Raw genomic sequence first — 12,709 nt, forward strand, 5'->3', positions numbered from 1 at the left:
GAAGTGAAGTGAACACATTGTTAAAACATACGCTTACAGCAAGCATCTTATCTACAATGATGGCAGGTACAGCTTTTGCTGCGCCGAGCGAAGCACCACCTGCGTTTGTTAAGAAAGTGGCAGACGGCTTGATTTCTCGTTTAAAAGCAGATCATGCAAAATTACAAAATAACCCAGCTGGGGTTAAAGCGATCGTGCGTCAAAATCTTGACCCGTATATTGATTCGCAAGCATTCACACGTATTGTGATGGGTACTTATGCAACGAATCAATATAGCTCTGCGGCCCAACGTGCGCAGTTTGAACGTAATTTCCGTGAAACTTTAATTGAAAATTATGGTTCTGCATTTGCTAAGTTCAGTAATCAAACTTACACCATGCGTCCTTATAAAGCATCAACCAGTAAGAACCCTGTAGTGACTATTGATTTCAATAACAATGGTGAAAAAATTCCAGTGTCTTTCCAGTTGGCTGACAAAGGTTCACAATGGAAAATCCGTAACATCAACGTTTCAGGTATCGACCTTGGTTTGCAATTCCGTAACCAGTTCGCTGCGACTGTAAAACGTAATGGCGGTAATATTGATAAAGCAATTGCAAACTTTAAGCCAGATGCTGAAGCTGCAATTGACAAGAAAAAATAAGATAGGTGATGTGTGATTAAACTTCATCAACAAGAATTAGTGGTTTCAGGCAAAATCGACTATGACAATGCTCAAGCATATTATACCGATGGTCTGAAACTGATTCAGCAACAGCAGGCTTTTCCAATGGTGGTGAATCTGGCTGAATTGGAACATGGTAGTACTTTAGCACTCGCAGTATTGGTGCGTTGGCTTCGCCAAACACCGAATGCACAAGGACTACAGTTTAAAGCGGTTCCAATGAAAATGATGAAGATTATTCAAGCCTGTCATTTAGAACATGACTTGCAGATTATCTAAATAAAAAAAGCACCGAAAGGTGCTTTTTTTATTGCTTGAAAATAGGCTTTCACAAATAAGGTAAGTTTCTCTGGCTTCGCTTTGCAGCAATATCTCAAAGCTTGATCAAATCCATTTTTTCCAGCGGAAGTAAATCAGTGGGCCAATGAAGAAAGCCAATAAAATTAAGCTGACAATGATAAAACTGGTGGTGCCATGCGCAAAAGGCAGAACATCGGTATTCATCCCGTAGACACTTGCGACCAGCATTGGAGGTGCAAGCATGCTGGGTAATATCGAGAATCGACGAATGGTATCGTTCTGTTCAGTGTTAATGAATCCAGAGGTGGTATCCAATAGGAATCGGACCTTTTGGAATAAGAAGGCATCATGTTCTACTAAGGAACGAACATCTTCGCTTAACTCTCGAATATCCGCATCATAGATATGACTGCCTAAGGCACGTGGGCGCGATAAGAAGGTCAGAACACGACGTAAATCGATTAGACACAGCTGTGCTTTCCCCAACATATCTTCTAAATGCGCTAGGCGGGTAATCATGTCATCCAAATCTAAAATCATTTCACGATGACGGTTGTTAAGCACTTCTGTGGAATACTTTTCTAAGTCCTTGTGGATATCTTCTAAGATATCCGCAAGCTCATCCAACTTCGCTTCGAGTAAACCCAGCAAAATCCAAGTGGGATCTTTATAATCAATTTCGTAGTCATTGCGACGCGCACGGGCACGAAAAGCTCGAAATGCCACAAGCTTTTCGCCACGCAATGTAAACAAGCGTTCTTTATGTAAGATAAACGCAACCGTTTGAACTGTAGCTAAAGTGCCAGAGTTTTCTTCAGGTTCACCATCAACCTGATAGTTTTTATTTTTGGTTAAAAAATAGGTGCTGATGTGTAAAATGCCATCATCATCACGATAAAATCGTGCGCTTGAAGAAATGTCTTCGAGTGATTTTAAAGTTGGTAAGTTCTGATCATAGGCATCCATGATCCATTGCTGTTCTTCTTGAGACGGTGCAATCAGATCAAGCCAAACTAAATCCTGATGTAAATCAAAGTCACCATTAATGGTGACATCTTCCAGGCTACCGCGCTCTGTGGCATAAAAGGCTTCAAGCATGTTGTCTTTTCCCCTTGCGCAGTATGTAAAAATTGAATGGGTGTATTTTAGACAAGGATTTGAGGAAATACACTGTTCTAATGATTAATTTATGAAAAAATCTGTTTTGAAGTTGATTCTTTCAGCATCCCACTCTCAATATATTGGTGATTATAAATGAAATCGATCGCAATTTTCTGTGGTTCAGCACTCGGCGCTGATCCGATCTACCTACGTACCGCACAAAATGTGGGGCGTTGTTTGGCAGAGCAGGGCATAACCTTGGTGTATGGTGGCGGTCGTTCAGGACTTATGGGTGTGGTTGCAGACAGTGCTTTAGCTGCCGGTGGTCAGGTCATTGGCGTAATTCCTCAAGTGTTAGTGACAAAGGAATTAGCGCATCCCGGTTTAACTGAATTGCATGTGGTGGAAAATATGCAGCAGCGCAAAAGCAAAATGTCTGAATTGGCGGATGGTTTTGTGGCCATGCCAGGTGGTGTTGGAACATTGGAAGAAATCTTTGAGCAATGGACATGGGCGCAGCTCGGTATTCATTTGAAACCGTGTGCATTTTTAAATGTAGATGGTTTTTATGACGATTTATTGAAATTCCTGTCTCTTACGGCAGAAAAAGGTTTTACGCATTCGCGTTTTATTGATCATCTTGTGGTCGCGGAGCATATTGAAACTGTGGTTGAGCATTTTCGAAATTTTGTTGCTCCAGAGCCTAAATGGGGCATGGTTGAAAAACCTGAACTTGCGCTTGAACTGGAAAAATAAACAATGAATGTCATTACTGTAGCCGCAGCCATCATCTTGAATGAGCAAAATGAATTACTGGTAGTGCGTAAAAAGAACACAGAATTTTTTATGCAAGTGGGTGGCAAGCTTGAGCCGAATGAAGCACCTGAATTGACTATTGTGCGTGAAATCAAAGAAGAAATAAGTTGTGATGCTGAAATTGAGCAATTTGTAGGGCGTTTTGAAACGGCTGCCGCAAATGAAGAAAATCATTTACTAGTGAGCTATGTATATGTTATTCAGCTGCATGATGCACCACAGATTGATGCCGAAATTGCTGCAATGAAATGGGTGAGACTGGATGATGTTACGACCCAACTTGCACCATTAACGCGTAAAATTGTGATGCCGTGGGTAAAGCAACATTTAGTTGAGCTAAAACCAGCTGTCAGTATGATTTAAATTTTAGCTGCAGCAAGACAGGCAATATGAATCTGCTGGCAACCCATACTTTCAAGCTGTTCGGTTAATGCTTTAACAGAGCTGCCAGTGGTCACGACATCATCAATAATGAGGACTTTGCGATAACGCGTTTGAATGCGTGAATCTATTTTGAATTGTTGATGGATACCCTCTAAGCGTTCAACACGTGAAAGCCCTTTTTGAGCATGTTGGTGCTGTCGAATGATCGGTTGCCACACGGGAGTGTTTAACTGTCTGGCAAGCTGTTGTGCAATCAGTACAGATTGGTTAAAGCCACGTTCAACTAACCGTTCCTGTGAAATTGGCATCGGTACAATCGCTTGTACACGAGGTAGTTTTTTGCAAATTAAGCTGCCTGCCAAGAGTGTCTGAAATTGTAATTGTTGTTCATATTTGAATTGTTGAATAATACGATCCATTGGATAACGATATTCGCTGGCTGCAATAATATTGAGCTCCTGTCGATGAATCATCTCTTGGTTCCATGGTAGATTGCTCCAGCAGTCCTGACAGACACTGTGTCGGTGCGCAGGACTCAGTTGGCACAGCACACAAGGTGGCTTGCCAACCAGCTTGTGTAGTCCTTGCAATAGCATATTCATCTGAGTCTACACATAAGCATAACGAGGCGCTTCGGGAAGCCAGCGTTTTAGAAGTGCATCGGCTTGGCTTGGATAGTCATTTAAGACTTGCTGCGCGACATGATGTGCTTGACTAAGTAGATGATCATCACGCTCTAGCTTCGCGACACGAAATCCCATATCGCCCGTTTGTTTTGTGCCGAGTAGTTCACCAGGGCCACGAATTTCTAAATCTTTTTCCGCAATGATAAAGCCATCATTGGTTTCACGCATAATGCGTAAACGCTCTTGTCCATTTTGTGACAAGGGGTTTTTATACAGTAGGGCGCAAAAACTGGCTTTCGCACCTCGGCCTACACGCCCGCGTAACTGATGTAATTGAGAGAGACCTAAGCGTTCCGCATTTTCAATCACCATAATCGAGGCGTTTGGGACATCCACACCGACCTCAATCACAGTCGTGGCAATCAGTAGTTGGAGTTCATTATTTTTAAATTGCTGCATCACCGCTTGTTTTTCATCAGCTTTCATTTTGCCATGTACGAGGCCAATATTCAGCGTCGGAAAACGTTCTTTAATTTCATTAAAGGTGGCTTCTGCCGCTTGGGCATCCAAAGTTTCAGATTCTTCAACTAAAGTGCAGACCCAGTAAGCTTGTTTGCCGTCTGCGCAGTTGCTAGCAATACGTTGTAAAACTTCTTCACGTCGGTCGAGTGGAATGGTAACGGTTTGAATTGGTGTACGGCCGGGAGGGAGTTCATCAATCACTGACGTATCTAAGTCACCATAGGCAGACATTGCGAGTGTACGTGGAATTGGTGTTGCGGTCATCACCAGTTGATGTGGGGTCATCCCATTTAAGCCTTTATTTCGCAGTGCTAAACGTTGATCTACCCCGAAACGATGTTGTTCATCAATAATGACTAAACCGAGTTTGGCAAATTGCACATTTTCTTGGAATAGAGCGTGTGTGCCGACAACTAAATTGGCAGAACCATCTTGAATACTGAGTTCGGCAGCCGCACGTGCTTTACCTTTTTGTTTGCCTGATAGCCATGAAACCGTCAGTCCCAGAGGCTCGAACCACTTTTTGAAATTGAGATAATGCTGTTCAGCCAAAATTTCAGTCGGTGCCATCATCGCTACTTGCCAGCCTTCTTCAAGGGCATGACAGGCAGCAACACCTGCGACCAGTGTTTTACCCGCCCCAACATCACCTTGTACCAAGCGCAGCATTGGTTTGTTTTTTTTCAAATCAACCACAATTTCTTTAGATACGCGCTTTTGAGCACCGGTCATTTCAAAGGGTAGCGTACCGAGTAATTGTTTAGCAAAATTCTTACTTGGACTAAATGAAGGTGCTTCAATTTGTTGAATATAGGCACGGCGGCTAAGTAAGCTGACTTGATGGGCAACCAATTCTTCAAAAATCAGACGTTGCTGTGCAGGGTGGGAGCCTTGGCTGAGTTGTAGCATATTGGCATCTACTGGTGGATGGTGGATATAGTCTAAAGCCTGTTTGAGGGCGAAACCATTGGTGAATTTTTGTGGTAATAATTCGGGCAGATCATCACTATAATGAGTTAATGCCTGTTTAACATATTCACGTAGTTTGGGTTGGGTCAAACCTTCAGTTGCAGGGTAAATGGCTGTGAGCTGAGTTTGTGGAAGCGGGGTATGTTCACTAATCACTTGCAGTTCAGGGTGATACATTTCTAAGCCACGCGCACCGACACGCACTTCACCAAAAATACGTAAACGGTTGCCAGGTTTGACACGATCTGTAATGCCTTTATAAATATGATAAAAGCGCATGGTGATTTTGCCAAAATCGTCGTCCAGTATTGCTGCCATTGACTTACGTTTACCTGGTGGGAAGTCGATATTTTTCACCGTACCTTCAAGTAAATAGCTGCGCCCGACAGTTAATTGGTTCATTGGAATGATCGTGCTACGATCTTCATAGTCGCGTGGTAGATGAAACAGCAGATCATCTGTAGTGAAAATATTGAGTTTTTCAAGTAATGTGGCAGAGGCCGCTCCGACCCCTTGCAACTGATGAACTGCAGCCATGTCCCCTCAACTTTGTCCGTGATTTGGTGCTAAATGCATATTTTATTTATAGGTTATGGTAAAACATCTCAGCGGCTTGCTAAACAGTTATTTCCGTATGGCCACCAAATTACCACAATTAGTCAGAGTGCAAAAACAGATTCATTTGCGACACATCTGCTTCAAGATGTTCATGCCTTAAATTTGCAGCAACTTGCGCCTATTGATGCTGCGTATGTATTGCTTGCACCGCCTGAAAGTTCCGTCGCCGCGTATCAGTGGACGTATGTCGATTCCGTGCAGCCGATTGTTGCCGCTTTGGCATCACACCCAATAAAACGCATTATCGTGGTGTCTTCAACCCGTGTATATGGTGAAAATGCAGGGGAGAAGATTGATGATAATTCAGCAACGCTGCCAAGTGATGAACAAGGTCATTTATTGTTAGAAATGGAACGCTTATATCAAGCAGCCTATCCTGAAGTCTGTGTCATCGTACGTCCTACAGGGATTTATACTGGCTCAAGAGCAAGAATGCAAAAATTGGCTGAAACGACACATCATTATCCGAATGTGCATTGGTCGAACAGAATTCATATAGATGATTTAGTCGGCTTTTTGGCATTTTTACTTCACGTGGAACATACAGAAAAATCATATATTTGTAGCAATAATTTGCCGCATCCCTTACATGAAAGAATACGCGAAATGCAAAGAGCCATGCATTTACCTGAATTAGTCTTAGACAGCCAACGGCAAACGGGGAAAAGGATCTTTGCAGAGCGAATGCAACAGAGTGGATTTAGGTTGCAGCATGACGAATGTTGAGAGTCATCAATAAAAAGAGTTTCTATTCCTTTTAAATATAATGGGCGTTATACAAAAAATTTCCTCAATCTAAAACTAAAGAATGTACTTTCTCGGAAACAAAAAAATAAGGGGTAGTTTTTTAAACTTGCCCCTTATATTTAACATTCTCCCAAAGCCAAATTTGACTCAAGAGAAGAGTTATAACGTTTATTTCTTTTTACGTTTCAGACGTTTTTTCGCTTGTTCGGCTGCAACTTTATCTAATGCTTCTTTCAGTTCATCATCACTAAAGGTGGTGATGTGCTGCAACATTTGTAAAGTGACATCATCCAATACAAGGTTGGCGTATTGAGCAACGTTTTGGAAGTTTTCATCAAATACGATGGCATTGTCTTCGTTGGTGCTGATGTAACCTTGTTGCGTTAATACTTTAATAAAGCTTTGAAACAAGGCTTTATCGAAGAATTCAGGTGAGTTGAACTCATATAACACAGATAAGCGCTGACCGACCAAATGGCTTAATTCTTCAACTTGACGTGTAGAAATGTTGCCTGAACCACGTTGAGTGATTAAGGCCAAAGTCATGTAATAACGCTCGAGACTTTGCATCACTGGTGCAGCCAATACCACCAATTGATTATGTTGTTCAGAGTTTGGTGCAGATGAAACTAAGTTGCCTTCAGCATCTTCACTAATCAGTTTTGCTTGAATCAATGCTTCAGCATAAGCACAGATTTGATCTTTTAGCTCCTCATCTTTCCATTTCAGGAATAATTCTGCTTTTAAGAATGGATACAGTGTGCGAATCACATTGATTAAATCGCCGCGACGAATCGAACCATTATGTTCAACCAATGCAGCAATTAATGATGGCAGAATAAACGCATGCAAAATGTTGTTACGGAAATAGGTCAATAAAATCGCCTGATTATCCGCAATGGCAATAATGTCACCTAAGACATGATTGACGCGTTTAATCAGTTTCAGTTTTAGACCATAGGCAATGATTTCTTTACCTGACAATGGCGTAACTTCCATACGGCTGTCGTATGGTAAGGCAGTCAAAAGGTCACGATAAGTATCTAGCTGCTTAATACAGATTGCTTCATCTAAAGTATGTTTAGATGTCGCTAATAAAATCAGTGATAACAATGAGACTGGGTTAATCACAGCAGCACGGTTAATGTTCTCTAAAATGGCATGCGCAGAACTGTTGATTGCATTTGAGACTTCTTGCGGAATTGGATCGTCATTTTTTTCTATTTTGATATTTTCAGCATGGTGTTGCTTTAACATATCATCTAAGAAAACGGGTTCACCAAAGTTCAAATGGACTTTACCGAAGATGCGTTCAATCTTACGTAGAGTCTTCATAATGCCAAGAATAGATTCGCCTTCTTTCGGCTTACCATTCATTTCACCCACATACGTTGCACCTTCCATCAAGCGTTCATAACCAATGTATGTTGGTAAGAATACAATTGGCTTGGCTGGATTACGCAAATGGCTGTGTACGGTCATTGCAAGCATGCCAGTTTTTGGCGGAAGCAAGCGACCTGTACGTGAACGGCCACCTTCAATAAAGTATTCCAAAGGTGTGTTACGTGACAAAATGCTATACAAATATTCTTTAAATACCGTGGTGTATAAGCCATTACCGCGGAAACTACGGCGAATAAAGAATGCACCGCCACCACGTAAGATTTGACCCACAAAAGGCATGTTAAGGTTATCACCTGCAGCGATGTACGGCACCATCAAGCCACGTTTATAAATCACATATGATAAGAGTAAGTAATCGATATGGCTGCGGTGACAAGGGGTGTAAACAATTTCATAGTCTTTAGCCAGTTCACGCACAGTGCTGAAGTTATGCACTTCAACACCGTCATAGAGCTGCGTCCACAGACGCGTTAAAGCTAAATCTGCAAAACGAACTGTAGAAGCTGAATAGTCAGATACGATTTCATTTAAGTAGCCAATTGCACGGCGTTCTGCTTCGACCATGCTAATTTTGCTGCGAATGCTTTCACGACGAATGGCATCTTGCACATCAGAGGATTTAATCAAGCCGTGCATGACATTACGACGGTCAGATAAATCAGGGCCAAGTACCACTTCACGTTGCGCATCTAAATAGTCATTTAAAGTGCTAATGATGTAGGTTGCAGGCGATAAGTTTGGATGTGTGGTTTTTGCATAGTCAATCAAACGACGTAAAGACTGTGGTTCATGAAATTCTAAATAAGATTGTCGACCATGCAGACCAATATTCACCAACTGCTTAACTTTGCTTGGGGTAGACCAAGTATCGGTAAAGAGTAGTTTGAACCATGAGTCTTCTTTGTCTGGCTCGCGGCCCCAAAGTACGGTCACAGGAATGAGTTCAATATCCAATTCTGGATCTTTGTCCAGTACATCAATCAAACGCAGCAAACGAGGTGGGAATGCATGTGGAGGTGGGTTTAACAGATTGTCTTCATCATGATGTTGTAAAAACACCACAGACGCTTTTTCTGTATGTGATCCGGTCACCAACGGGTCAAGTGCAGGATGTAGTTTTAATCGACGAGTTTCACCATCAACGATCAAAGCATTACTGCGAGAGTGATTTTGTAGAACGTAACAGCTAATTTTTTTTGTCTGTACGTCGGCATTTGCATCGGGTTCTGTCACTACAGGTTCAACGGGAACTTCGCCTAAAACATGCGGTGTTACCACGAGGTCAAGCAGTTTACTTGAAAGCTTCCGATACATTTGACCAAAGCCGCTCTTGGACATACACACTCCTACTTTTAATGACCAAAACCACAGAAATTCTGAGGGGTATCTATTTTGCGTAATTGTAATAAAAAACAGTATGTCATTTTCTGACAATTTGCATGGATATTGTAAGATTTTATCGTTAAAAAACGTATTTTTAGCAGATAAATTACATCATCTATGTGACACAGCAGTCAGTCAATCTTTAGGGTTTTAGTCAGATTTTATGGCAAAATGAAGCAAAATGGAAAACATCCACAGATTTTGCCGACTTAGGTAATTCCGAATTATAGATAGGTTTGTTATGAATGCCTTAACACAAGAGTTGGTTGATTTACTCAGCCTTGAAAAACTGGAAGAAAATATATTTCGTGGGCAAAGCCGTAATTTGGTTGGCAAGCGTGTTTTTGGTGGACAGGTATTAGGTCAGGCTTTACGTGCCGCATCTTACACCACAGATCGTCCGGCACATTCTCTACATGCCTATTTCCTTTTTGGTGGTGATATTAACGCGCCGATCATTTATGAAGTGGATCGGATTCGTGACGGTCGTAGTTTTGTGAGTCGCCAAGTTCGCGCGATTCAACATGGAAAAACAATTTTCATGTGTATGGTGTCTTTTGCTGACTATGAAGCGGGCTTAAGCTACCAAATTTCTGAACCTGAATATCCTGCGGTGGATCAGCTCAAAAATGAGGCTGAACTGAAAAAAATGATGGTGGAATTTGTGCCGGAAAATGTGCGTGCCAGCTTCATGCGTGACCGCCATGTTGAGATTCGTCCTATTAATCCAAGCAATCCGTACCAACCACAGCCAGAAGCGCCAAGCTATGCACATTATTTGCGTACACATGATGCGATTGCACCCGAAGTGGACGAGATTTCTTTACACCAAGCAATTGCAGCATTCTATTCAGACTTTACCTTGATGACGACGGCTTTACGCCCACATGGTTTAAGTTACCTGTCACCAAGTTTGCAGTGTGCCAGCATTGATCATGCAATGTATTTCCATAAACCATTCCGTGTGGATGACTGGATGTTATATGACATGGATGCAACAGTAAGTGCGAGTTCACGCGGTTTGAACTTTGGTCGGATGTGGCAAAATGGTGAATTAGTATGTAGCACGACGCAAGAAGGTTTGATTCGCTTACGTGAAATAGAAACCCAATAATCTAATATGTGTATCAAAAAGCCGAATCTTGTGATTCGGCTTTTTTACTTTTATATGCTTAGTGGCAATGTGGAAGCTCTGAAGGGGAATGTTTATGGCAACCTTGTTTGGTGCTTGTGCCTGAAGAGTGTGCATAAACTGTAGAGATGCTACAAATAAGTGCAGAAAGTAATAAAATTCTTTTCATAAGTGTACCGTTTTGACCCATTGTTAAAATTTATATGCACTGAACTAGCACGATGCATGCCACATCAAATAAATACATCTAAAATGCTGTTGAGCCTTTGCAGCATTATTGCAGAGTATGTGACAAAAAATTCCTCGATTCTCTATAGTCTGCGTGGCATAGTGCCTACACAGAAATCATGATAAAAGCATGCAGAATGAGCTTAAATACACAGATTTTATTGGCTGCAATATTAGGTGTAGCTTTTGGTTTTATTTTAAACCTATTTCCTGAAACCCAATTTTTGAGTGCCAGTCTCTATGGGCTGGGTATTGCCAGCAGTATTTTTATTGGCTTGCTGAAAATGCTTTTAGTGCCACTGATCTTCAGTTCAATTGTGGTGGGCGTGTCTAACCTACAAGCGGGTGGTCAACTGAGCCGCACCTGGAAAATCACCTTGGCTTGCTGCGTGACTACCACGACCTTAGCACTGATCTTGGGGCTTGCTTGTGCACATCTGTTTAAAGTGGGGCAGGGTGTGGACATTGTGATGTTCCAGGATGCAATGAATCAACACCAAACGCCAGATACATTGACTCCAGGTTCGTTCTTTACCAATTTTATTCAAAATACCTTAATCAATCCGTTTAAAGCTTTTAGTGAAGGCAATGTGTTGGCTGTGGTGGTGTTTTCGCTGTTTTTGGGTGTGGCCTTGGTCAAGGGTGGTGAGAAGTTTCGTAGTGTGCGGAAGTTAAGCCAACAGTTTTTTGACATCATGATGATGATGATTGGCTGGGTAATGAAACTTGCGCCGATTGGTATTTTTGCTTTGCTGGCAAAATTAATTGCTACTGAAGACATTTCTGTGCTGAGCCGTTTAGCGGAATTTGCAGCCGTTGTCACTGGGACGACCATTTTTCATGGTGTCGTGGTATTGCCTTTATTGTTGTGGATTTTTGGCAAAATGAATCCAATCACCTTTTTTAAAGGGACACGCGCAGCACTGATTACTGCCTTTGCTACCAGCTCAAGTTCGGCAACGATGCCTTTGTCCATGAAGTGTGCGCAGGAAAATTTAGGTGTGCGTCCACAAACTGTGGGTTTTGTCATTCCTTTAGGAACACAACTGAACATGGATGGCACTGCATTGTATGAAGCAGCTGCCGCTTTATTTATTGCGAACTTAATGGGCTTGGACTTAACACTCGGGCAGCAGCTCATCGTATGTGCAACCGCGATGATCGCTTCTTTAGGTGCACCGGGTATTCCAAGTGCAGGGATGGTCACCATGATTATGGTTTTACAATCGGTGGGCTTGCCGGCAGAAGCGATCGCAATTTTACTCCCGATTGACCGTCTATTAGATACGGTTCGGACAGTGGTGAATGTTCAAGGTGATATGATGATTAGTGTTGTTGTTGATCGTCATACGCGTGATCTAGACATGCCTATTCATTCAAATTAAATCTGGGTTATACGCAATTTCCCATAAATGACCATCTAAATCCTGAAAATAACCTGCATAGCCACCGTAAAAAGTGGTCTGTGCGGGTTTAACGATCCTTGCACCTGCATTTTCAGCTTGACGCATGACTTGATCGACCATGGACTTACTTTCTACATTATGTGCAAGAGAAATTTGGGTTGGACAAAACTGGTTAGCGGCTAAGCCAGTGTCTCTGCTTAAGCTTTGCTGTGGCCAAAGTGCAAGTTTCAAGTTGTTTTGCAAATCAAAGAACGCGACGGCACAATTTTCATATTCAGTGCCTATCTTAAAGTGAAAGAGGACTCCACCCGACAGTCAGGGTGGAGGTGAATTTCAAAGATTTTAACCTTGTTGGTTTTCAATGTATTTTTTAATAATATCCAAAGGTGCGCCACCACAAGACCCTGC

Annotated in this window: 11 protein-coding genes and 1 pseudogene; 7 read left to right on the plus strand and 5 right to left on the minus strand. The window is 42.0% G+C overall.

Annotated features, from left to right (window positions below; translation table 11 throughout):
* Window positions 1-8: 8 nt before the first annotated feature.
* Window positions 9-644, plus strand: coding sequence for a phospholipid-binding protein MlaC (locus tag FTT84_RS11400; RefSeq protein ID WP_067762935.1), 636 nt, complete (start codon window positions 9-11; stop codon window positions 642-644).
* A 12-nt stretch (window positions 645-656) separates the two neighbouring features.
* Window positions 657-944 carry a lipid asymmetry maintenance protein MlaB gene (locus FTT84_RS11405; protein ID WP_067762934.1) on the plus strand — a complete coding sequence of 96 codons (288 nt, stop codon included), beginning with the start codon at window positions 657-659 and terminating at the stop codon, window positions 942-944.
* A 105-nt stretch (window positions 945-1,049) separates the two neighbouring features.
* Here FTT84_RS11405 and FTT84_RS11410 read toward each other — a convergent pair whose 3' ends face one another.
* Window positions 1,050-2,063 (minus strand): CorA family divalent cation transporter, encoded by a 1,014-nt coding sequence (locus FTT84_RS11410; RefSeq protein WP_067762933.1) that lies wholly within the window; start codon window positions 2,061-2,063, stop codon window positions 1,050-1,052.
* Window positions 2,064-2,219: 156 nt separating this feature from the next.
* On the opposite strand from FTT84_RS11410, the gene FTT84_RS11415 reads away from it, so the two are divergent.
* Both FTT84_RS11415 and FTT84_RS11420 read left to right on the plus strand, forming a co-directional pair.
* Window positions 2,220-2,822, plus strand: coding sequence for a TIGR00730 family Rossman fold protein (locus FTT84_RS11415; RefSeq protein ID WP_180058378.1), 603 nt, complete (start codon window positions 2,220-2,222; stop codon window positions 2,820-2,822).
* A gap of 3 nt (window positions 2,823-2,825) precedes the next feature.
* Window positions 2,826-3,245 (plus strand): NUDIX domain-containing protein, encoded by a 420-nt coding sequence (locus FTT84_RS11420; protein ID WP_180081209.1) that lies wholly within the window; start codon window positions 2,826-2,828, stop codon window positions 3,243-3,245.
* On the opposite strand, the gene FTT84_RS11425 is transcribed toward FTT84_RS11420, so the two are convergent.
* Complete coding sequence (locus tag FTT84_RS11425; RefSeq protein WP_180058380.1) at window positions 3,242-3,868, minus strand: ComF family protein; 627 nt, start codon at window positions 3,866-3,868, stop codon at window positions 3,242-3,244. The genes FTT84_RS11420 and FTT84_RS11425 overlap by 4 nt on opposite strands.
* Before the next feature lie 6 nt (window positions 3,869-3,874).
* Window positions 3,875-5,920, minus strand: coding sequence for an ATP-dependent DNA helicase RecG (gene recG / locus FTT84_RS11430; RefSeq protein WP_180058381.1), 2,046 nt, complete (start codon window positions 5,918-5,920; stop codon window positions 3,875-3,877).
* A 33-nt stretch (window positions 5,921-5,953) separates the two neighbouring features.
* On the opposite strand from recG, the gene FTT84_RS11435 reads away from it, so the two are divergent.
* Window positions 5,954-6,727, plus strand: a complete 774-nt coding sequence (locus tag FTT84_RS11435; protein WP_180058382.1) for a sugar nucleotide-binding protein — start codon at window positions 5,954-5,956, stop codon at window positions 6,725-6,727.
* Window positions 6,728-6,916: 189 nt separating this feature from the next.
* Here FTT84_RS11435 and plsB read toward each other — a convergent pair whose 3' ends face one another.
* A complete protein-coding gene (plsB, locus tag FTT84_RS11440; protein ID WP_180058383.1) occupies window positions 6,917-9,490 on the minus strand; it encodes a glycerol-3-phosphate 1-O-acyltransferase PlsB in 2,574 nt (857 codons plus the stop codon).
* A gap of 286 nt (window positions 9,491-9,776) precedes the next feature.
* On the opposite strand from plsB, the gene FTT84_RS11445 reads away from it, so the two are divergent.
* The gene (locus tag FTT84_RS11445) at window positions 9,777-10,649 is read left to right on the plus strand and encodes an acyl-CoA thioesterase II (RefSeq protein WP_067762927.1); all 873 of its coding nucleotides are present in this window, start codon (window positions 9,777-9,779) and stop codon (window positions 10,647-10,649) included.
* 383 nt (window positions 10,650-11,032) lie between these two features.
* A complete protein-coding gene (locus FTT84_RS11450) occupies window positions 11,033-12,280 on the plus strand; it encodes a dicarboxylate/amino acid:cation symporter (protein WP_180058384.1) in 1,248 nt (415 codons plus the stop codon).
* On the opposite strand, the pseudogene FTT84_RS11455 reads toward FTT84_RS11450, so the two are convergent.
* A pseudogene (locus FTT84_RS11455) lies at window positions 12,272-12,586 on the minus strand (VOC family protein); the annotation flags it as partial. The gene FTT84_RS11450 and the pseudogene FTT84_RS11455 overlap by 9 nt on opposite strands.
* Window positions 12,587-12,709: the final 123 nt, after the last annotated feature.

This window comes from Acinetobacter sp. YH01019, from assembly GCF_013420285.1.
Lineage (GTDB): Bacteria > Pseudomonadota > Gammaproteobacteria > Pseudomonadales > Moraxellaceae > Acinetobacter > Acinetobacter gandensis.

Coding starts and splice junctions, on each gene's coding strand:
- FTT84_RS11420 (WP_180081209.1), top strand. CDS start 2,826: ATGAATGTCATTACTGTAGCCGCAGCCATCATCTTGAATGAGCAAAAT.
- recG (WP_180058381.1), bottom strand. CDS start 5,920: ATGGCTGCAGTTCATCAGTTGCAAGGGGTCGGAGCGGCCTCTGCCACA.
- FTT84_RS11425 (WP_180058380.1), bottom strand. CDS start 3,868: ATGAATATGCTATTGCAAGGACTACACAAGCTGGTTGGCAAGCCACCT.
- FTT84_RS11445 (WP_067762927.1), top strand. CDS start 9,777: ATGAATGCCTTAACACAAGAGTTGGTTGATTTACTCAGCCTTGAAAAA.
- FTT84_RS11450 (WP_180058384.1), top strand. CDS start 11,033: ATGAGCTTAAATACACAGATTTTATTGGCTGCAATATTAGGTGTAGCT.
- FTT84_RS11410 (WP_067762933.1), bottom strand. CDS start 2,063: ATGCTTGAAGCCTTTTATGCCACAGAGCGCGGTAGCCTGGAAGATGTC.
- plsB (WP_180058383.1), bottom strand. CDS start 9,490: ATGTCCAAGAGCGGCTTTGGTCAAATGTATCGGAAGCTTTCAAGTAAA.
- FTT84_RS11435 (WP_180058382.1), top strand. CDS start 5,954: ATGCATATTTTATTTATAGGTTATGGTAAAACATCTCAGCGGCTTGCT.
- FTT84_RS11415 (WP_180058378.1), top strand. CDS start 2,220: ATGAAATCGATCGCAATTTTCTGTGGTTCAGCACTCGGCGCTGATCCG.